Source organism: Plectonema cf. radiosum LEGE 06105, from assembly GCF_015207665.1.
Classification (GTDB): Bacteria; Cyanobacteriota; Cyanobacteriia; order Cyanobacteriales; family Nostocaceae; genus Rivularia; species Rivularia radiosa_A.
Map to the genome: position 1 here is coordinate 1 of NZ_JADEWL010000118.1, position 21,258 is coordinate 21,258.

The window sequence follows — 21,258 nt, forward strand, 5'->3', positions numbered from 1 at the left end:
GATGGGGTTCGGGGGAGACAAAGTAGAATTTTAACCTTTAATTTTAGACCTTTAATCTTTGATCTTAAACCTTAGACCTTTAACCTTGGTTAAATTGGGTGATTTTGCCTACAATTTATCTATCGGAGTGCGAGAGGATATCAAGGTTGGACGATAATTATCAAACTTACATGAATCGGGTGGCGCGGATGACGTTGCCGGAAGCTTATACTTCTCAAGTTCAGCATCTGAAGGAATCTCCTAAATTTGCACCACATCCAGGAGGGGAAAGAAAGGCTGTATCTTTTCCTGGGTATACGTTAATTACCCCACCCCATGGGGAAGAAGATTCAATGAACTCTAGTTTTTGCTCGAAGTTGCGGGGTTATCAAAAGGAACTTTTGCAGTTGCCTTATTGTTCGGATTTAATTATTCCGTTACCTCCTGATAGTTTTCATTTGACTTTAGCGGACTTAATTTGGGACAATGCTTACCGCGACGCTAGCGCAAAAAATCCAGATTTTGATCAACAGTTACGGTCATGCTTTAGTGATATTTTTCAACAATATCAAAATTCTGTGGCTGCAAAGAATCCTCCAAGATGGCAAATGTTAGGATTAATGCTGATGCCAAGGGCTATAGCAGTTTGCTTAGTCCCTTTGGATCAAAATAGTTATGAGCAAATAATTAATTTGCGTCGAGCCATTTATCAAAATCCCAAGCTGATAGCTTTGGGAATTGAACAACAGTATCATTTTACAGCACACGTCACTTTAGGTTATTTTGGCGATATTGCACCCGATTTAAACCGTGTCAATTTTGCCACAATGCTTTCAGAATTAAATCAACAATGGGCTGATAATTTAGCAGAATTTACGGTGCATCGCGCCGAATTACGTAAATTTGATGACATGACTCGCTATTATCGAGAACCAGATTCCCCAGTTTTGGTTTTTGATAATTAAATAATGGTGGTTAGTGGTTAGTGGTTAGTAGATGTCAACTGTCAACTATTAACCCCTCCATTCTCCATTTTTTTGTTGATAAGCAAAATAAATAGCTTCTAAAAATAGATCGGAACTGATATTTTTAGGGATATTTTCTAAATGAATAATTTCTTTTACCTGGTTGGCTAATTTTAAAGATAAATCATTTTTTGCTTTTGGTAACATTGCCACACGTCGCCGTAAATACTCGCTAATTACAGCAAAATCATCAGGTAACATCGGCGATAAATCGGCAATTTCAAGTAACTCAGAACTGAATGCTTTAGCTTGTTCTGAAACTACAATTGTTGTTGATGCTATGGGTAATTGATTTTGAATGACAATTGTACCGGCGACTAAATCTCCTAAACGTTTTTCTTTGTTACCAAGCATAATTAGAAAAACTCCGATAAATAAGAGTTCATCAACTGGTCTTAATAAAGCTCGTAAAGTTGCTTGAGGTAATCCTATCGGTTTACCATCATCTCTAATTAGGCGAATTTTAGCAACCCGTTTACCGGGTGTTTGTCCCTGCCATAACGCTTCAAAAAATACGAAATAGCCGGAGTAAATCACGAAAAGAATAAAAAACGCGATCGCCAACAGCCACAAAGTAGTTTGAGTCCCGAAAATTGATATCCAAAAATCAGTCCCTAGAAGCCAACGAAATCCGCGAATTAGCAAGCTTATTTGTTTCTATTAGGAGCATTAGTTGCTTGGTGGTACGCTTGGCAAGATCCAACCTTTATGTCTTTAATAGTTCCTCCAGAAATGATTTCCAAAGTTCGCGACGATGGTGAATTGTGGATGGGTTCGATTGTCGGTGTCGAACCTTTAGCATCTTCTGGGATTATGATTAATAACTTAAGGGTATCTTTCGGTGCAGTTGCTGGTGGAATCACTGCTGGATTATTCACAATTTATTTAATGGTATTTAATGGTTTATTAATTGGTGCAGTTGCAACTTTAGTCGGTCAAAATAATTTAGCTTATCCTTTTTGGGCGTTTGTATTTCCCCATGGTTCCTTAGAATTACCCGCTATCTTTCTGGCTGGAGGTGCGGGATTATTAATTGGTAAAGCAATCTTATTCCCCGGAAAATATTGTCGTCTGGATGCAATTAAATTTCATGCTTCTCAAGCAGTACAGTTGGTATTTGGTATTGTACCAATGTTAATTATTGCCGGTATTATTGAAGGTTTTTTCTCTCCTAATCCTAGCATCCCAGACCCCATTAAATATTTAACAGGGTTGGGTTTATTTGTGCTTTTAATCATGTATTTCGGTCAGAAATCAATGGACAATTATCAATAACTGATAACTGATAACTGATAACTGATAACTGATTTACGCCATTACCATTCCACCATCAACGTTGAAAACTTGTCCGGTAATATATGCGGCTGCACTATCTGCGGCAAGAAAACGCACCATTCCAGCAATTTCTTCTGGTTTACCGTAACGTCCTAAAGGAATCATTTTGAGAATTTCTTCCGATTGCAAACCGCTTGTCATATCAGTTTCAATAAACCCAGGAGAAACAGCATTTACGGTGATACCGCGAGAAGAGAATTCTTTCGCTAGGGTTTTAGTTAAACCAATTACTCCCGCTTTGGCTGCGCTGTAGTTTGCCTGTCCGGGATTGCCCATTTGACCAGCGACTGAAGCAATGTTTATAATCCTTCCCGAACGCTTCTTCAACATTCCTTTACTAACGGCACGAGTACACAAAAATACACCTGTTAAATTAAGATTTATTACAGCTTGCCAATCTTCCGGCTTCATCCGTAAAAGTAAAGTGTCGCGAGTTATTCCGGCATTGTTAACTAAAATATCAATTCGATTAAATTTTTCTAAAACAGTATTTATCAAAGTGTCTACTTCTTCCGCTTGAGAAACATCAGCTTGTAGCGCGATCGCACTTCCTCCGGCTGAGGTAATTTCGGAGACTAACTCTTCTGCTGCTTGACTAGAATTTGCATAATTAACAACTACATTGGCTCCGAATGTTGCTAGTTCTTGGGCAATTGCTCGTCCAATTCCCCGCGAAGCACCAGTCACAACGGCAACTTGCGAGCGTAGACTCTGCAAATTTTCGCTCATTAGTTCCATTAGTCTTCCTCAATATAATTTGATTATTTCAACCCGCTAAATATAATAGGCTGATTCGTACCTAGGATTTACGTTAATTTTGTTTTAGACATTAATATTAAACTGCAAAGGAAAAAAACAGGTTTTGTAATATGGCTAGTAAAAAAGAATTCAACAGCTTTGAAGAAATGTTATCTGGTGCCGATGTACCAGTATTAGTAGATTTTTACGCTGATTGGTGTGGCCCTTGCCAAATGATGGCACCTATTTTAGATCAAGTTAATTCCCAACTCCAAGGAAGAATAAGAATTGTTAAAATTGACACTGAAAAATATCCCGCATTAGCAAGTCAGTATCAAATTTATGCTCTTCCTACTTTAGTGTTGTTTAAACAAGGTCAGCCAGTAGATAAAATTGAAGGTGCAATGCAAGCACCGCAATTGGTTCAACACTTACAACAATTTCTCTAATAACTTCTAAAACAGCGTTATGAGAATAGGGCATCGTAAAGATATTTACTAATACTTAGAACCCGGTTTATTTTTAAACTGGGTTTTTTTTTTACAGTTGCTCCCGTCGGGTTTTTAGAATAAGTATCCATAACACACTCACAAATTTGATCAAAACCCGACTTCTGTAGTTATTCTGTTGCCTGTTCACTTTTGCCTGTTCCCTTAAGAACAAAGTATGATGTCCTAACCAATATGACCATTGCTATAGTAACGGCGTTTACTCGATAATACTGACAAAATATTGTAAAAAAAAGAATAGAATGCAAATTAAAATATGGGATTCTATGAGTAAGCGTGAAAGTCCGATTGGATTTATTTCTATTCTAGGAGCTACTTTCGGTCTTAGCATTGCTGCTATTTGGTTGGCGTATCAATTTGGCTTGGGTTCCGATTCCAACCTAGAATATACTTATGATACAGATATAAATAATACATTAGTAACAAGTGAATTGAATAAATCGGAAACAGCAATTACTCCTACTCTCACACCTACTCCTACTCCCAAAAAGCTAAAAATAGCAGATGATATTACTAAAAATCCGGTACAGGTACAGGTAAAATTTTTGGTTGACTCGAATCGAATTACTAGTCAAGGTGTAGAAACGTTAGATCAATTAAAAAAGCAAGCTATAGAATTCGATTCTCAAAGTGTTGGTATACGAATTTTTTCCAACCCTGGTGAATCGGAGTTCACTCAGCAAATTGGAAGACAACGGGGTGAGGAAATCGCTGGTTATTTACGTTATCTCGGTTTGAAGCACAAGATAGTGATTTCTAAAAGAATACCTGAAATCCCAGAAAATCAACAATCTAATCAATTATTAGTAGTTCAATTGTATCAACTTTAGTTATTCAGACGTTGCACTGCAACGTCTCTACATTATTAATTCGGGAATTTATAAATTTTGCCAAAATATTTCTTAAAATTAACTTCTCCTTGTATTTAAACAACACCATTCTTTCCGCTTCCACAAAGTGGCAACCAACCAGCCATTTTTCTCTAAAACCTCGGTGACAGCGTTGGATTGTTCTAATAAAATACCGCTAAAAATAGCCCAAGTAGTAGGTTTGACAATGGCGCTCATTGAGGGGACTAATTCCATAATAATATCGGCTAAAATATTGCAAACAATCCCGTCTACTGGCTCTACAAGCAGTTGTTGGATTACTTCTATACTTCCCTGGGCTACACTCAAGCGTTCCGTCGCAATCCCATTAATTTCGCGATTTTCTATAGTCGAATTCACTGCTAAGGAGTCAACATCTACAGCGTAAACTTTTTTTGCTCCTAACAGTAAAGCACCAATAGAAAGTATACCAGAACCACAGCCAATATCAGCAATTACCGCAGCTTCTTTTCTTTCTTCAGAGCCAACAAAAGATTGTGGTATATCACTAAAGCGCATTTCTAGCGATTCCAAACAAAGCTGAGTTGTGGCATGAGCGCCAGTACCAAAAGCTACACCAGGGTCAAGTTTTATAATTATTCGTTCTGTATTTTCCGGAGCCGGTATCCAAGAAGGATTGATTAAAAAGCGATCGCCAATTTCTTGAGGTTGCCAATGTTGTTTCCAACTACTCGACCAGTCTTCTTCATCAATTAGTTTCCACTGTAAGGAAGGTAAGGGAGCTTCCAAACAAACAGCATCTTGACGGAAACACAGCGATAGTGCAGCTAAATCTAATAGGTGTGCTTGGGATTCTGGTAAGTATGCTTGTACTGAAATTAAGTTACCTTTTTTTTGACTAGCGGTTCCCCGACAGCCGGATTCCTCAAGCCGCCAAAACACCGAATCTTCAATCTCTGGAGAGCAGAGAATTTGTAGTTCCCACCAAGTTTTTGCCATCGGATTTTAGATTTTAGATTTTAGATTTTAGATTTTAGATTGAAGGAAAAAGCTAATAGCTAATTAGTAAAAGTGAATTAACCAATACAGTAATAGCCGCTTCGGAACCGCACCAAAAGGGGTGAATGTCACAATAATCCGTTGGTGCGTGACACAGAAGAAGCTTATCCTAACCGTTCCGGCATTTCTCTAAACTACACACCCGTTGCAAAAAAAAATCTGTCAGTTGCGTAAGTCCTACAATAGCAATAATCCAAAATCCAAAATCTAAAATCCAAAATTAATTAAAGCGTTACTGTATATGCGTCTCGAATGCCGGGTACTTTGGTAATCTCTTTCAAGATTCCGTCTGGTAAAGGATCGTCTATACTCAAGACCATTACCGCATCACCACGAACTATTTTACGTCCTACTTGCATACTGGCAATATTAACGTTAAAACTGCCGAGTAAGGAACCTATTTTACCGATAATTCCGGGCATATCTCGGTGTACAGTAAATAGCATATAACGACTTGGTGGCACGTTAATGGGAAAACCGTCAAGATCGGTAATGCGAATTTCTCCACCACCGAGCAAAGCACCAGTTACAGCATGAGTCCCTAAGTTACCTGTTGCTTGTAAATGCAGCGAACCGGCGTAATCCTTAACCGAATCATCCCGCGTTTCAATCACGCGAATTCCTCTTTCTTTCGCTTCAATGCTAGCATTAACATAATTTACTCGTTCCCGTAAAGCTTGGTAAAGCAAACCTTTGAGAGCAGCTACAACTAAGGGTTGACTTTTATTAGTTGCGAGTTCTCCTTGCAGACTGACGTTAAGTAATTCTACCCTGCCACCGGCAAGCTGTCCGACCAAATTACCTAATGTTTCTGCTAGTTCCATATAAGGTTTGAGTTTTTCCAAGACATCAGGATTGAGTCCGGGAATATTTACCGCAGAACGGGCTGGTAATCCTAATAATACATCGCGAATTTGTTCGGCTACGTCAATGGCAACATTTACCTGGGCTTCGGTAGTGGATGCTCCCAAGTGTGGTGTCAACACAACTTCTTTTCCTAAAGCTTTTAAGGGAGACTCACCCAAAGGTTCCGATTCGTAAACATCCAAAGCCGCGCCCTTGATTGTACCTTCTTTGAGCGCTACTGCCAAAGCTTCCTCATCAATGATTCCACCGCGAGCGCAATTAATAATCCGAGCGTTGGGTTTCATCTTTGCCAACATTTTGGCGTTAATTAAATGAGTGGTTTCGGGAGTTTTGGGAATGTGTAATGTAATGTAATCGGCTTGTTGTACCAGTAAATCTAAATCTACTAACTGAACTCCCATTTGTTCGGCTCTTTCGTTGGAAATAAACGGATCAAAAGCCAGTAATTTCATTCCCATTGCTTTAGCAACGCTAGCTACATGAGAACCAATTTTACCTAAACCGACGATACCTAAAGTTTTTTTATAAACTTCGGTACCAACAAAACTTTTGCGATCCCATTCGCCGGATTTTACCGAAGTGTTTGCATCGGCAATATTACGAGACATTGCCATCATCATCGCGATCGCGTGTTCGGCTGCGGCAATGGTATTACCTTCTGGAGAATTGACTACTACAATTCCTCTGCGCGTAGCTGCGGGTACATCCACATTATCAACACCGACACCAGCACGACCAATAATTTTGAGATTTGTGGCAGCCTCAATTATTTCTTGAGTTACCTGAGTACCCGAACGAATCATCAGCGCATCATATTCACCAATAATTTGCTGTAATTCCTCTGGCTTTAAATTTAATTTGACATCAACGTTAGCAACTTGAGACAAGATGTCAATTCCTGCCTGGTCAATTGAATCGGAAACTAGAACCTTAGACATAACAGAGGTATTTTAAAGCTGATAACTGTTTGTAGGGAGAACTGTAAGTCTTAAACTTAAAGGAACGGCAATTCATATATAAATTACTATTTACAATATCCCACGATAATGGCACGCTGACCTATACAGTTAAATGATTATTTATAAAAAATTCAAAAAGCGAAAAATATTGCAAAAACAGTTTTATGTAACATAATTTACTTGATGAATTATGTTGCACTGCTGCGTTTTAATCAAAAATATAATCAATCGTATTAATTTCAAATTAAATTTCAAATTAAATTTGGTTCTTCAGTACTTGTTATACCAATTAAATAGTCGTAAAAAAGGCTCTTGGCAGAGGGCAGGAGGCAGAAGGGAAAAAATGAACTAAAAAAAGTAAATGTAGTCAATAATCAACCTTACTGCTCTAATAATCTTTATTGCTAAGTATTTCCGCATTTTTCCTTAAACATTTAGCATACTATGTCCTGAAGAACCTTAAATTTCAAATTAAACATGACTTAAGCAAACTAAAATTTTCATTTGAATCTCCGAACCTGCAAATTTAGTATTGGCATTTTTTTTTAGACTTTTTAGACTATTTATGTTATGCGGTAAATACAATGTTTCGTCCGGTCAGTTATCTTTATGGTAAACCAGGAAAACAAACTGTAAAATCTTAATTCTTCGTCGGGTATATGTCGGGTTTTTACGAGGAAAATCGGTAATAGCACGAAATAGTCATAAAAACCCAACTTCTATGATTATCTCTGACGTTAATTTAATTGCTCAAAACTTTCCTTCCCGAACTTCCTGACTAAACTCGTCTACAGCTTGAGTAATAGCCTCTCGTAAATTTGTATAAACTTTAGCAAACGGCGGCTGTTTTTCAGAAAGTCCCAATAAATCAGAAGTTACTAAAACCTGTCCATCGCAGTGAGAACCGGCTCCAATACCAATAGTAGGAATACTAACTTTTTGAGTAATTTCTAATGCTAAATCTGGGTGAATATGTTCTAAAACTATCGAAAAAACACCCGCTTTTTCTAAGGCGATCGCCTCTTGTAAAATCCGATTTCGTGCTGCTTCTGTCTTACCTTGTTGCCGCAAACCCATTTGATTTACAGATTGCGGTGTTAAACCAACGTGTCCCATCACCGGAATTCCCGCTTGTACCAAACAAGCAATGGTATTTATCATTGCCGGATATCCACCTTCTAATTTTACTGCCTGCGCTCCCGTTTCTTTTAATACCCTACCCGCCGAATGCATCGCTTGAGCAACGCTTTCTTGATAAGTCATAAACGGTAAATCCACTACCATCAAAGCTTGCTTTACTCCCCGTCTGACAGCTTTTGCATGGTGTATCATTTCTTCGAGAGAAATCGGCAGCGTATTTTGATAACCCAAAACCCCAGCCATCGAATCACCAACCAAAATTAAATCAACCCCACTATCATCCAATAACTGAGCAATCAGATAATCCCAAGCAGTCAAAACTACAATGGGACGCTGTTGCTGTTTGTATTGAATTAATTTTTTTATCGTGATAGCCATTAGGGAATTTTGGATTTTAGATTTTAGATTTTGGATTGAAGATGAGGAGTTAGGAGTTAGTACCACCGGAGTTGTTGTAGAGACGTAGCAGTGCTACGTCTGTACGGTACCACCGGAGTTAGTACCACCGGAGTTAGGAGTATCAATCTCTCCTTGTCCCCCCATCTCCCCATCCCTTTACCAATTACTGCACTGCGCGGGTAAAAGCAAGATGGGGTTTGGCTTTTTCCATTTTGGGCATTAACCAAGCTAAACCCTCACTGGTGCCAATCCATAGTTTGTTGCCAACATCTGGAGCAATTGAAATAATTCTACTCGAAGGTAAACCCGCTACTTGATCTAATACGGCTCCCGTATATGGATTTAATCGTAACAGACCGTTATCGGTACCAACCCAAACGCTTTTATCTTTAGCAAAACTTATAGATGTAACATTGCGTCCGCGCAAAGATGTTACAGAACGTAATATTGCACCAGTTTTCGGGTTGATAACGAGTAAATTATTTGGTGTTCCTGCCCAAATTAATCCTAAAGAATCAATAGCAAGTGTTTGTACGGTTGTACCCGGTAAATCTTTAATTTGCTTGATTACAAAAGCATTGGCGGTATTGACTCGTACTAAACCATCCAAAGTACCTACCCAAAGATGACCTTGAGCGTCCATTGTCATGGCATTTGCACTGACACCGGGAAGTTTTTTCAATGTGGTCATAATTAACCCTTCATCGGGACTAATCAAAGCCAATCCGCTATCCGTACCCGCCCAAACATAACCGCGTCGATCAACTTGTAAAGATAATACTCTTTTGGAAGGTAAAAATAAATTCTGGGCTGTAATTTCATTACTGCGGGGATCGACTCGCTTCAATCCTTCATAACTTCCCACCCACAACCGTCCGACTTTATCTTGCACCATTGCTCCAATAGCACGATTTGGCAAATTAACGCGAGCTAAAATTTCCCCGGTGTGGGGATTAATTCGCGTTAATCCTCGTCCGTAACCTACCCAAAGATTTCCGGTATAATCTGCCTGCAACGCTTTGACACTAAAATCGGTTTCTTCGATATTTTCGATTTGTCTTCTTTGGTTCGGTAAAGGCTGTTGTCGCGGAGGTGGTGGTGAAGCAGGATAAGTCGGAGTTAAATATGCTGGATCTACCTGGAGAGTTTTTTCTGCCGCAACGCGATCGCCAATACTCGAAAGTAACACCAATCCCAGTAAGGAAGAAGAAGTAAATAAACTAGTAAGTTTACTAAAAGACACCACGATGATAATTTCTACCAAAACAACTAACATCAGTGTTCCCCTTTAGCAGTTAACAGTTATCAGTTATCAGTTAGGAGTTAAAGAATTTTGGATTTTAGATTTTAGATTTTGGATTAAAAGTTAAGACCACCTCACGACGGGAGTTGCTCCGATCAAAAAACTAAAAAGACTAAATATTATAGCGGCTACATTGTAAAGACTTCTTAATAAAAAGTTAAAATAAATGTCTGATAAGAAATTCAAATATAAAAGTTAAAAGAATTCAAATAATAACCAATCGAATTCTTGATATATTGTGAGACAGGCTACAGATTGCTCAAAGTACAGTTTTGACTTTCGCTATTAGCTTGTCTAAATCTCAACTAAGTTAAAGTAATTATGCTTTTTGTTGTTTGAGAGATATCGAGGTTGGAATAATTTTTTTTGATTTGCTTGGGGTTTGAAAGGGGCAGATAACTTGTAGAAACTTGAAAAATCGAGACTTTGCTAAGTATTCTTTTTTTTGATAAACAAAAGTCCCTTGAATACGGACAAGTAATAAAAGGAATTGATATTTTTTCCTATCAAGGAAATATCCTATTTGAGCGAAGGTTTTACTGTCAGGCAATTTTTAAGCGAAAAGATTGATTTTTAGGATTGGATAAATATGTCTTACTCTCAAACGAGAACTCAGTCTAAATCAGGTTATGAAGCTGGGGTAAAAGATTATAGATTAACTTATTACACCCCGGACTACACTCCAAAGGATACAGACCTTTTAGCGGCTTTCCGGATGACTCCCCAACCCGGAGTTCCTCCAGAAGAAGCTGGTGCTGCTGTAGCTGCTGAATCTTCTACAGGTACCTGGACAACTGTATGGACTGATTTGCTCACCGACCTAGACCGCTACAAAGGTCGTTGCTATGATATCGAACCAGTTCGCGGTGAAGACAACCAGTATATTTGTTATGTAGCTTATCCTCTGGATTTGTTTGAAGAGGGTTCTGTTACTAACGTTTTGACCTCAATTGTAGGTAACGTATTTGGTTTTAAAGCTTTGCGGGCGCTACGTTTGGAAGACTTACGGATTCCCGTTGCATATCTCAAAACTTTCCAAGGACCTCCACACGGTATTCAGGTTGAGCGCGATAAGTTGAACAAATATGGTCGTCCTTTGTTGGGTTGTACCATTAAGCCTAAATTAGGTTTATCCGCAAAGAATTATGGACGCGCTGTATACGAGTGCTTGCGCGGTGGTTTGGACTTTACCAAAGACGACGAAAACATCAACTCGGCACCTTTCCAAAGATGGAGAGACCGTTTTACCTTCGTTGCTGATGCTATCTACAAAGCACAGGCAGAAACCGGCGAAATCAAGGGTCACTACCTGAACGTAACTGCACCAACTTGTGAAGAAATGCTCAAACGGGCTGAGTACGCTAAAGAACTCAAGATGCCCATCATCATGCATGACTACCTGACCGCAGGTTTTACTGCTAACACTACCTTGGCTCACTGGTGTCGTGACAACGGTATATTACTGCACATCCACAGAGCGATGCACGCGGTTATTGACCGTCAAAAGAACCACGGTATCCACTTCCGCGTATTAGCTAAAGCATTGCGGATGTCTGGTGGAGACCACATCCACACAGGTACTGTAGTTGGTAAACTTGAAGGCGAACGCGGTATTACAATGGGTTTTGTTGACCTGTTGCGTGAAAACTACATCGAGCAAGACAAGTCTCGCGGTATCTACTTTACTCAAGATTGGGCTTCCATGCCTGGTGTAATGGCTGTGGCTTCTGGTGGTATCCACGTATGGCATATGCCCGCACTACTCGAAATCTTTGGCGATGATTCCGTACTACAGTTTGGTGGTGGTACTTTAGGACACCCTTGGGGTAACGCTCCTGGTGCGACTGCAAACCGCGTTGCGTTGGAAGCTTGCGTTCAAGCGCGTAACGAAGGACGTAGCTTGGCTCGCGAAGGTAATGATATTATCCGCGAAGCTGCGAAATGGTCTCCTGAATTGGCTGCGGCTTGCGAACTTTGGAAAGAAATCAAGTTCGAGTTCGAGGCAATGGATACCGTCTAAATGTATTAGTTGTGAGTGTTTCGTTTTGGGTTTTAAGTTTAAAATCTGTTTAATTTAAAACTCAAAACTTATAACTCATAATTATTATGGGCTGGGGTCAAGTATGGATATAAAGCAAATTGCCAAAGACACAGCCAAGATGCTGCAAAGCTACTTGACTTATCAAGCAGTGAGAACGGTATCGGCTCAAATTAATGAAACGAATCCTTATGTTGCAGCTTGGCTGCATCGCTTTTCTACCAAGGAAAAAATCCAAGATGGAGAAGCGTATATCGAAGAATTATTCCGAGAAAAGCCTGAGTTGGCTTTACGGATTATGACAGTCAGGCAGCATTTAGCAGAGGAAGTAACTGAATTTTTGCCGGAAATGGTTAGTACTGGGATTGTGCAAGCCAATATGGAACATCGCCGTCAGCATCTTGAGCGAATTACGCAATTGGATTTATCAAACCCCAGTATCCAAGAAGAACAGCAATCAGTCTCAGATAGTAGCTCGGATGAAATTTCCAGCGAAAACAGTTAGGAGTTAGGAGTAAGGAGTTAAGAGTTAGGAGTGAGGAGTTAGGAGTGAAGAGTTAGGAGTTTTTAACAACTAACAATTAACAACTAATAACTAATAACTAACCACTAACCACTAACAACTAATAACTAACAACTAACCAATAACAACTAATATAGAAATATGCAAACTTTACCAAAAGAGCGTCGTTACGAAACCCTTTCATACTTACCACCTCTAAATGACGCTCAAATCAATCGTCAGATTCAATATATTTTAGACCAAGGTTATTTCCCTGCGATTGAGTTCAACGAAGTTTCTGAACCAACAGAAATGTATTGGACAATGTGGAAGCTACCTTTGTTTAATGCTAGAAGCCCCCAAGAAGTATTAGCTGAAGTTCAAGGTTGTCGTTCTCAGTTTCCTAACTGCTTCATTCGTGTAGTTGGTTTTGACAATGTTAAGCAATGTCAAATTCTTAGCTTTATCGTACACAAGCCTAACCAAAGTGGTGGCGGTTACAGATACTAAAGTTTGAATTTAGCTAGATATTTTCCCTTCCTGCAAACTGTAGGGAGGGAATTTTGGTTTTTATCATCAATTTTTGTTTATAAATTGTCAAGCAAAATACTGGTAAAGATTCTCTTTCTGGAATGGGTAGGATATTTAAAAAAACGACTGGTGGAGCTTGTTGGAATAGATTTATTAAAAAAAACTCTATTAAAAATAGATACGAAGTAGATGAATCTGCTTACAGTAATTTAATGCAATGCTTGAAATTCTAATTTATAACTTGAAGTACCTAAACTTGATAATTAATTTAAATTACCCCCACGGATAAATCCGAGGGGTTGTAAATTGTTGTAAATTTGTTGTAAATTTTATATTTATGTTTGACCTACAATTTGCGGCTGTTCTTGTTTCGCAATATTTTGAGGAGAAAATTCCCCTTTCAAACCATATTTAACTAAGCCCATATACTCATAAAACATCATCATTGCTTTTCTAGTTTGAGGTAAATGGGGAGCAGGGCTTGTGTGTGGAATCACTTCAAATCCAACATTGCGAAATGTTAATAGCGATCGCAACATATGGGGAGGATCTGTTACCAGAATAATTCGCTTAACTCCTTGGGGTTTTAGTACCGAAGCAGTGAATAAAGCGTTTTCTTTGGTAGTTTGAGAACAGTGTTCTTCAAAGAGTGCTGTTTTCGGAATACCTTCTTGTTCTAGTTTTTGAACTATTTCAGTTCCATCACCGACACCACTAGCAAAAATTAAAGGAGCTCTTTGGGATTCCCAAAGATTGGCTGCAACTTCAACTCTTGAATTTCTAAATGGTTCTCCGCGTCCTAAAATTACAATAGCATCTGCATTTTGCCCTCTATCTTCAGGAATAAATGCAACTAAACCTTTATTTGCGGCAGCCGTTGTTAAAGGAAATTGAGCGCTAAAATAAGTAACTAATAATAAAGTTGCGAATCCACTCCATAAGCGTTTCCAACGAAATCGGGGAACAATCCAAGGTAAGAAAATCAAAAATACCAACGGCAATACTACTAAAGTTGGAGTCATTAGCCAACCCGCAATCGCGGATTTTAATTCGAGCCACTGACTGGGAGGACGATGACATAAAGTTGGATCAAGCATTGGATTTATCTGTTAAGAAATATGAATGCTCTTTACTGCTATATTAAACTACTTTTTCGATAGATGCCTTTTTAGCGGTATTAATTAAATAAACCCAATCAACCTAATTTATTCCGGATTTATTACAGAAAATTTTTGAAAATGATATGCTAATTTATGTAATCAAAAATACATTTTATTGACTATTTCTAAATTGTTAATTATAGGAGATCAATCATGGCAATTTTAAAACTAGAAGATGGCACAATTTATACTGATTTACTATCTATTGGTAAAGAATTAGCACCATTAAACATTAAACTTGATTATTGGGTAATCGAGTCCAATCAAGAATTACATCAAAAGCTTGCACAAGCCAGTCTTGATGATAGGGAAAAAGAACAAGTATTGCAAAGCCTAGATAAATATTTTGAGCAACTTAAGCAAACAGCAGGTTATCAAGAACGAGATTTAATCGTTCTCCATCCAGGAATTCCCAACCTAGATGAAATGTTGAAAAAATTTGATAGTATACATATTCATGCAGATGATGAAGTACGCTACATCATCGAGGGAGAAGGGATATTTGGTTTTGTACGTCCCGATGGTAGTCAAGTAGAGCTTACAGTGCAGCCACAAGAATACATTAATGTACCTGCCGGATGCGAACACTGGTTTTATTTAACACCCACACGCCGCATTAAAGCAGTACGTTATTTTATTGGTAAAGAAGGTTGGGTTCCTGAATATACAGGTACACAAAAAGTTAAAGAACAAAAAGCAAAGGTCAAAGCTTAAAATATGGTAAATAAAACACCCCACGAATAAATTCATGGGGTTGAAAAAGTTTGCCAAAAGGCATATTTTTTTAACCTTGTATTGGTTCGAGACTTGTTTCTTCCTCAAAAATTTTTAAGGCTCGGTTGCTCAAATCGACTAAAGCTTCCGGTTTAAACCGAATTACACCTGAGTTTGAATGCCGATAACGTTCGCCAAGGAATACTGATAGTGTAATATTGTTTAAATCCGGATTAGAAATGCACCTGACTGTGCAGACCTGCCTTTTATTTTTGAAGTAGGCAATAATGCGATCGCCAGCGCGGATATTTGACGCTTGTGTTTTCATACATACTATGGTAACACCTCAAACCGATTAGGAACAAAAATCATTTACCGTTCGGAAAAATCTGGACATATCTCGACAAAAACGTTTGTAATTAAAAATCTTCAAAAAAGCGATTGATTGAAGTTACTATAGCGGTTTTCACTTGGGTGTAATACAAATTTACCTCACCCCGCCCAAAGCCTCCCCTCTCCAAGGCATCGGAGAGGGGAGGGGTTAAAAAGTAAAAAGTAAAAAGTAAAAAGATAATCCCCATAAATAAATAATGGTGCTTAAACCATTTTTATTTTTCTTTACTTTTGCCTTTTTATTTTTTACTTTTGCCTTGTTCGGTGAGGTTTTAGTGTATTGGACTCAACTGAAATTTGCGATAACCCCCACTAAAAGACTTTTTCAGCAAACCCTATTTAACAAACTAGCTTGAATCTCTCGACGGACTGCAAGTGTCACTTCACAGTTACTATTAAGGCAATCAATCAACAATTGGTTGGCATTATAGTAGTTTTCTAGTACTTTGTGCTGTTCAGAGCTAAAGTTCCAATAAGATTGGATATTGCGATGAAAATAAATAGCCGTTTTTAAACGTTCTGTCCAAGCGAGATGGTTGATTTGCCACCATGAGTGAAATATTCTTTGCTCCCGATGTGGATCGGGTATTTCTTCTTTGAGTTGTTGCAAGGATTGCTGTAAGCCAACATCAAGCACAATAGTCAGAACATTACTCAGAGCATTGCTAAGTGCATGAGCATGAGCAAAATCAGGGCTGGAGCCAATGGCACATTCTAAAAGTAGTTTATCCAATAAGGTATCGAGGATAATATCTTGATCTAGACTACACCGAAGAGCAGAGTCAGGGAAATTGGGGGCAGTTTCCGTAAAACCAAGATAAAAATCACGAGTTGCAGCTAAAGTGATTTGGGGTGTAATTGAAGATTTTTGACTTGTCCAGGTTAAAAACTCTTGGATATAAGAATCTTCAGCGACTAAAGCATCAATTTGTTGCTTCATCAACTGTACAAGGGAGTCTGCATTCCGCAACATCCCAGCAGTCAACAAAAAGATTTCCCGCCACCGTGGTTCTGTAATATGACTAACCAGACGTTCCAAGGCTTGCTCTAATGAGTGTACATTCTGATTAGCGACGATGTTTCGGGCAGTAAAGTATTCTTGAAATGTTAAACAGGAAAAAGAGAAAATTCCCCGTACTCTTTCCACTAACAGCCCGTGTTGCAACTCCATGGCTTTTAGCACCGCTTCACTATCTAGTTGTAATTCTTCTGGCTCGGTGGAAGCATTTGGTAAATTAGTGATAAAATTACTAATATATTGTTCAACGGCTCGTTGTTCAAAAAAATAATCACCATGTTCAAATGTCGCGGCGGCAATCTGAGTTATCAGTTTGAGCTTTTGTGGCAATAAAAATCCCTGATAAATTTCATCCCGTTCAATACCTCTAATTTGATCCCATTTGCCTAAAAGCAGTTCTAAACATTGCTTATAAAATGGGGCTTTTTGACTGGGAAATTCTTCTTGGGAATGGAACATCCAGCAAATCAGATGTAGAAACAACGGTGTGACTGCAAGTCGGCGGAATGGCAAGTTTTCGGGTAAATACAGTTTTTCCATGAACTCAACTGCTATATTCAGTTCATCCTGGGGATTTTTTTTCGTAAATACGGAGAACCACTTCTGAGCAAAGCTAGCAATTTGCGATTGGGTAAAGGGGGCAATTTCAACATCAGTGAAGCGTCTGAGGTTTAATGTTTTGGCAGGGGTTCGACAGGTGACGATGAAGAAATTTTTGGGATATTTATCAGAAAATCTGCCAATTTCCTTCAAAACTGCCTTGTTATCTTGATGCTGCATTTCATCGAGTCCATCCAACAACAGTAACATTCTGCCCTCACGCAGTAGAGTTGTAATGGCAGACTGTTCTTCGATGCCACAGTTAAGAAATTCACAATTGATATAATTTAGTAAACTGAAGGTTCCTACATCTTTTGAGTCTTCAGCAAAATCCTTTAAGCTAATAAAAATCGGAACTAAATTAGCCGCAAAGTTTCCTTGGTTACATTGAATCGCCAGATGTTGCAAAAAAGTAGTTTTACCACACCCAGGTTTACCTAATACTCTAAGTTTAGAATGGGTTTCAACAGCCTTGATGGCTGGTATTTGTTTTTGATAAATTTCACCATTACCAAAACTGTCAAATTCTTTGACAGTAGGATTTGGTAAATTACAGATGTCTATCCACTGTTGACTGGCAATCTCCTCGAATATATTGACATCAATGTAAATATTTTCGATTTCAACAGGACGGTTAGTATCCAATAATTGTAAACTACCGCACTGGTGTTGAATTTTTTCTCGACGTTGCGATCGCAATTTCTTTACCAGAGCATCAATATTTCTAGATGTCTGCCGTGGTTGAGAAAACTCGGCTGGGAGATTAGCAGCAATTTCCCGCCAATCTAGCTCTAATACAGAACAAATTTCAATAAAAGTATAACGTTCAATCGGACGACCTGTAAAAAATCTCCAAACTGGCTGACGAGTTTTTAGATTCACTTCCCCTGCCAGGTTTTCTTGAGTCCAGCCTTTATGAGTAAAAGCTATTTTGGCTTGTTTTACTCCTGCTGACGATGCCTGGAGCGACCGTTTTGCCACAAGAAAAAGACCTCATCCAAGTTTTTTGTTGAGATATTATCGTAAAATTTACGAATCACATTTTTATTGTAACTTGCAACGTTTTCTTTACAACTAAGTTATAGAAAAAATTGAGTTAATTAAATTTTTTCTATTCTCCAGCAATGATCAAAATAGTTCAAAGCCTCTGGGGATCATAACTGTAGATAAATTACTATAAGTTAATTCCGGCGTTGTGCTAATCCAAATAATTTACCATATTAGACATCTGGTGGAAATTAATTATGCGTCATCCAGAAACCTTGTAGAGACGCGAAATTTCGCGTCTCTACATTCTTTTTCGGAGATGTCTATTGACTATGAATTTAAAAAACAAATAGTTATCATCAAAAAAAATCAGCAACAACGAAATTTGATTGGGTTGCTTAGGACCGCTTTAATCAAAATTAATGAAGTAATAACTATAGATAACTATATAAAAATATTACTTCATTAACATAATCAACTATCTATGCTTTAGTTTGATCGACACTTGCTTAGGAAGGAAGCAACACTGTGTCAATGATGTGGATAACACCGTTATCAGTCTCAACATCTGCTTGGGAGACTGTAGCATCATTAATTTTGACACCATTGCTAGCATCAATTGTTACATCTGAACCTTCAACTGTTGTAGCTGAATCCAGCTTAACCACGTCAGCTGCCATTACCTTACCTGAAACAACGTGATAAGTTAGGATTTTCTTGAGTTGGGGAATATCCTTAAGTAATCCATCTACTGTACCTTCAGGAAGTTTCGCAAATGCATCATCGGTAGGTGCAAAAACGGTGAATGGGCCTTCGCTTTTAAGAGTATCTACCAAACCAGCAGCTTTAACAGCAGCAACTAAAGTATTAAAAGAACCTGCATTAACTGCGGTATCTACAATATCAGCCATTTATTTCACCCTATGTATAATCTTCTAACAGTCATTAGCATGACATTCTGCTGTTAGAAATCATGTTTGAGTAAGCGTTTAGGCAGTGTATAACTTGAATGAATTGTTTGAGAACGATACAAAAATTTACAATAAATATTTTTAATTAACCTGAGTACCCCTAGCGCTTAAGTAAGTTACGACAAATACAATCCCATAATCAGAAATCGGGTTTATAAAGGGAAGGTTGAAAACCCTGTGACTTTAGTCCAGGGATGAAAACTGCATAAAGGCTTTTAAGCCTCAGTCATTTATGGTACGATTTTATTAACAGGAACGGTAACCAACCTGTATAAAAACCCAACTGCCTAGCGGCAATCTGTACCTTGACAACTGAAGATATGGGGTTCTATTCCATAGTTTTAGTTCCTTCCCAGGAATAGGTAAAATCTTCATGGGGACTAGACGTTCAGAATTTAAATCAAACAAATTTTTGGAATAATCCAACTACCGAGGGGCACTCGGAAAGTAACGCTTGGGGAGAGAACCACCTCTTGGTTAGATACCGCAAGGGGTCTAGTCTAAGTGGACTCATTGAATCAAGAATCTCCGTGTCTTTAGACCGGAGAGTGTCAAGGTCATGATTGTATACCCAACTTCTCACCCTACCTGATATCTGGCATTCTACGTATAATTAACTATGGAACAAAAATATAGCCAGAAAATATTACGAATAAAAATGTAGTATTTTAGTCCATTTTAATGGACTTGTGCTATCAGACTGGGACTTACAGTCCCAGGCGGGTAAGAACGAATTCAAAGAATTAGTAATTATTTTGACTATATATAGGTTTCCATGGTGCAAGATATAACCGAAGAAAGTATGTATAGATATTGAGATATTAATATTAGGAAATTATCTTATAATTAATTTTCCTGGCTGATTGAAAAACAGGCAACTAGGAATTATTGTCGATACTTATAATCTTATTTCGCGTATAAAATGTCCAAGCGAATCATTTTTTGCGACTTTGACGGTACTATTACGGCTGAAGAAACTTTTGTTGCAGTGTTGAAAGAGTTTTCTCCAGAGGTTTCCCAACAATTAATTCCTCAAATGTACGCGCAAAAATTAACGCTGCGGCAAGGAGTTAAGCAGATTTTAGAATCAATTCCATGTTCTGTGTACCCAGAAATACTGGAATTTAGCCGTAACAAGCAGATACGTCCAGGATTTGTGGAATTTATCGATTTTTTGAAAGATTACAACGTTCCTCTAGTTATAGTTTCCGGTGGACTGCGGAGTATTATAGAAATTGTTCTGGGGGATTTGCTCGAAGAGGTTTGGGCAATTCACGCTGTCGATCTAGATATTAGCGGCGAATATTTACAGGTAAATTCCGAGTTTGAGCAAGGTGACGAATTAGTTGCGAAAGTTAAGGTGATGGAAAAGTATCCCAGGGATGAGAAAATTGCGATAGGTGATTCGCTGACAGATTTAAATATGTCCTTGGAAGTGCCAATGGTATTTGCTCGCGACCGTTTAGTCAAGTATCTAGAGGAATATTCAAAACCGTATATTCCCTGGAATGACTTTATCGAAATACGCGATTACTTAAAAGATTTGTGGAAGTAATTTTGACCTTTATGCACAGTACAACTTTAGCAGACCCACGTATTGAGTTAGTCAATGCTGCATCTCGCTTTTACCAGCAAGGTTGGATGGTAGGAACTGCGGGAAACCTTTCAACTCGTTTACCCGATGGCAGTTTTTGGATTACAGCTAGTGGATGCTTGAAGGGAGAGTTAACCCTTGATGATTTCGTTCGCGTTTATCCTGATGGAAGATTAGAATCTTCAGCTAATTTAAAGCCTTCAGCAGAAACTTCTATTCATCAATGTATATATACTTTGTTTCCCGAAGCACAAGCTTGTTATCACGTCCATTCTGTAGAAGCAAATTTGGTTTCGGGCTTAGCAGAAACAGGTAAGCTACCTTTACCATCATTAGAAATGCTCAAAGGATTGGGAATTTGGGAAGAAAATCCTTGTTGTTTAATGCCTGTTTTCCATAATTATCTACAGGTAGAGCGCATCGCAGATGAAATCAAAGAACGCTTTAGTAGTAATCCTCCCAAAATACCCGCTTTATTAATTCGTAACCACGGTGTAACAGTTTGGGCAGAATCTACCGTACAAGCACGTAACTATATTGAAATATTAGAGTATGTTTTTCGCTATATGGTAGCAGCACGGAAGATGGGGTGATGGGGTGATGGGGG

Annotated in this window: 20 protein-coding genes; 10 read left to right on the plus strand and 10 right to left on the minus strand. The window is 38.4% G+C overall.

Annotation, left to right across the window (positions count from 1 at the left end; translation table 11 throughout):
- Positions 1–146 precede the first annotated feature (146 nt).
- A complete protein-coding gene (locus tag IQ247_RS24625; protein ID WP_193923999.1) occupies positions 147–944 on the plus strand; it encodes a DUF1868 domain-containing protein in 798 nt (265 codons plus the stop codon).
- A 48-nt stretch (positions 945–992) separates the two neighbouring features.
- Here the strand turns inward: IQ247_RS24625 and IQ247_RS24630 are convergent, their stop codons facing one another.
- On the minus strand, positions 993–1,649 hold the full coding sequence (locus IQ247_RS24630) for an RDD family protein (RefSeq protein WP_228060009.1): 657 nt from the start codon (positions 1,647–1,649) through the stop codon (positions 993–995).
- A gap of 6 nt (positions 1,650–1,655) precedes the next feature.
- On the opposite strand from IQ247_RS24630, the gene IQ247_RS24635 reads away from it, so the two are divergent.
- Positions 1,656–2,279 (plus strand): stage II sporulation protein M, encoded by a 624-nt coding sequence (locus tag IQ247_RS24635; protein ID WP_322745570.1) that lies wholly within the window; start codon positions 1,656–1,658, stop codon positions 2,277–2,279.
- Between the two features lie 33 nt (positions 2,280–2,312).
- On the opposite strand, the gene fabG is transcribed toward IQ247_RS24635, so the two are convergent.
- Complete coding sequence (gene fabG / locus IQ247_RS24640) at positions 2,313–3,077, minus strand: 3-oxoacyl-[acyl-carrier-protein] reductase (RefSeq protein WP_193924000.1); 765 nt, start codon at positions 3,075–3,077, stop codon at positions 2,313–2,315.
- Between the two features lie 131 nt (positions 3,078–3,208).
- On the opposite strand from fabG, the gene trxA reads away from it, so the two are divergent.
- Together trxA and IQ247_RS24650 are read left to right on the plus strand one after the other, a co-directional pair.
- Positions 3,209–3,526 carry a thioredoxin gene (gene trxA / locus IQ247_RS24645; protein ID WP_193924001.1) on the plus strand — a complete coding sequence of 106 codons (318 nt, stop codon included), beginning with the start codon at positions 3,209–3,211 and terminating at the stop codon, positions 3,524–3,526.
- Positions 3,527–3,828: 302 nt separating this feature from the next.
- Positions 3,829–4,416 (plus strand): OmpA family protein, encoded by a 588-nt coding sequence (locus tag IQ247_RS24650; RefSeq protein ID WP_193924002.1) that lies wholly within the window; start codon positions 3,829–3,831, stop codon positions 4,414–4,416.
- A gap of 78 nt (positions 4,417–4,494) precedes the next feature.
- Here IQ247_RS24650 and prmA read toward each other — a convergent pair whose 3' ends face one another.
- From prmA to IQ247_RS24670, 4 genes are all read right to left on the minus strand, one after another.
- Entirely contained in the window at positions 4,495–5,415 is a 921-nt protein-coding gene (prmA, locus tag IQ247_RS24655; RefSeq protein WP_193924004.1) for a 50S ribosomal protein L11 methyltransferase, read from the minus strand.
- 284 nt (positions 5,416–5,699) lie between these two features.
- Entirely contained in the window at positions 5,700–7,280 is a 1,581-nt protein-coding gene (gene serA, locus IQ247_RS24660) for a phosphoglycerate dehydrogenase (protein ID WP_193924007.1), read from the minus strand.
- Between the two features lie 771 nt (positions 7,281–8,051).
- Entirely contained in the window at positions 8,052–8,819 is a 768-nt protein-coding gene (gene panB, locus IQ247_RS24665; protein WP_193924008.1) for a 3-methyl-2-oxobutanoate hydroxymethyltransferase, read from the minus strand.
- Between the two features lie 184 nt (positions 8,820–9,003).
- Positions 9,004–10,116 (minus strand): ligand-binding sensor domain-containing protein, encoded by a 1,113-nt coding sequence (locus tag IQ247_RS24670; protein ID WP_193924010.1) that lies wholly within the window; start codon positions 10,114–10,116, stop codon positions 9,004–9,006.
- A gap of 616 nt (positions 10,117–10,732) precedes the next feature.
- Here IQ247_RS24670 and IQ247_RS24675 point away from each other — a divergent pair.
- The 3 genes from IQ247_RS24675 to IQ247_RS24685 all read left to right on the plus strand — a co-directional run bounded on the left by IQ247_RS24675 (position 10,733) and on the right by IQ247_RS24685 (position 13,193).
- Entirely contained in the window at positions 10,733–12,163 is a 1,431-nt protein-coding gene (locus IQ247_RS24675) for a form I ribulose bisphosphate carboxylase large subunit (RefSeq protein ID WP_193924011.1), read from the plus strand.
- 103 nt (positions 12,164–12,266) lie between these two features.
- A complete protein-coding gene (gene rcbX, locus IQ247_RS24680) occupies positions 12,267–12,686 on the plus strand; it encodes a RuBisCO chaperone RbcX (RefSeq protein WP_193924013.1) in 420 nt (139 codons plus the stop codon).
- A gap of 159 nt (positions 12,687–12,845) precedes the next feature.
- Positions 12,846–13,193, plus strand: coding sequence for a ribulose bisphosphate carboxylase small subunit (locus IQ247_RS24685; RefSeq protein WP_193924014.1), 348 nt, complete (start codon positions 12,846–12,848; stop codon positions 13,191–13,193).
- 356 nt (positions 13,194–13,549) lie between these two features.
- Here the strand turns inward: IQ247_RS24685 and IQ247_RS24690 are convergent, their stop codons facing one another.
- Entirely contained in the window at positions 13,550–14,311 is a 762-nt protein-coding gene (locus IQ247_RS24690; RefSeq protein ID WP_193924015.1) for a YdcF family protein, read from the minus strand.
- A gap of 216 nt (positions 14,312–14,527) precedes the next feature.
- Between IQ247_RS24690 and IQ247_RS24695 the strand changes: the two genes are divergently transcribed.
- Positions 14,528–15,088, plus strand: coding sequence for a 1,2-dihydroxy-3-keto-5-methylthiopentene dioxygenase (locus IQ247_RS24695; RefSeq protein ID WP_193924016.1), 561 nt, complete (start codon positions 14,528–14,530; stop codon positions 15,086–15,088).
- A gap of 70 nt (positions 15,089–15,158) precedes the next feature.
- Here IQ247_RS24695 and IQ247_RS24700 read toward each other — a convergent pair whose 3' ends face one another.
- From IQ247_RS24700 to IQ247_RS24710, 3 genes are all read right to left on the minus strand, one after another.
- The gene (locus IQ247_RS24700; RefSeq protein WP_193924017.1) at positions 15,159–15,416 is read right to left on the minus strand and encodes a hypothetical protein; all 258 of its coding nucleotides are present in this window, start codon (positions 15,414–15,416) and stop codon (positions 15,159–15,161) included.
- A 390-nt stretch (positions 15,417–15,806) separates the two neighbouring features.
- Complete coding sequence (locus IQ247_RS24705) at positions 15,807–18,080, minus strand: NACHT domain-containing protein (RefSeq protein WP_193924019.1); 2,274 nt, start codon at positions 18,078–18,080, stop codon at positions 15,807–15,809.
- Positions 18,081–18,595: 515 nt separating this feature from the next.
- On the minus strand, positions 18,596–18,997 hold the full coding sequence (locus IQ247_RS24710) for a CO2 hydration-associated protein CupS (RefSeq protein ID WP_193924020.1): 402 nt from the start codon (positions 18,995–18,997) through the stop codon (positions 18,596–18,598).
- 982 nt (positions 18,998–19,979) lie between these two features.
- Between IQ247_RS24710 and IQ247_RS24715 the strand changes: the two genes are divergently transcribed.
- Positions 19,980–20,612, plus strand: coding sequence for an HAD-IB family phosphatase (locus IQ247_RS24715; RefSeq protein ID WP_193924021.1), 633 nt, complete (start codon positions 19,980–19,982; stop codon positions 20,610–20,612).
- A gap of 11 nt (positions 20,613–20,623) precedes the next feature.
- Positions 20,624–21,244, plus strand: a complete 621-nt coding sequence (gene mtnB, locus IQ247_RS24720; protein ID WP_193924022.1) for a methylthioribulose 1-phosphate dehydratase — start codon at positions 20,624–20,626, stop codon at positions 21,242–21,244.
- Positions 21,245–21,258: the final 14 nt, after the last annotated feature.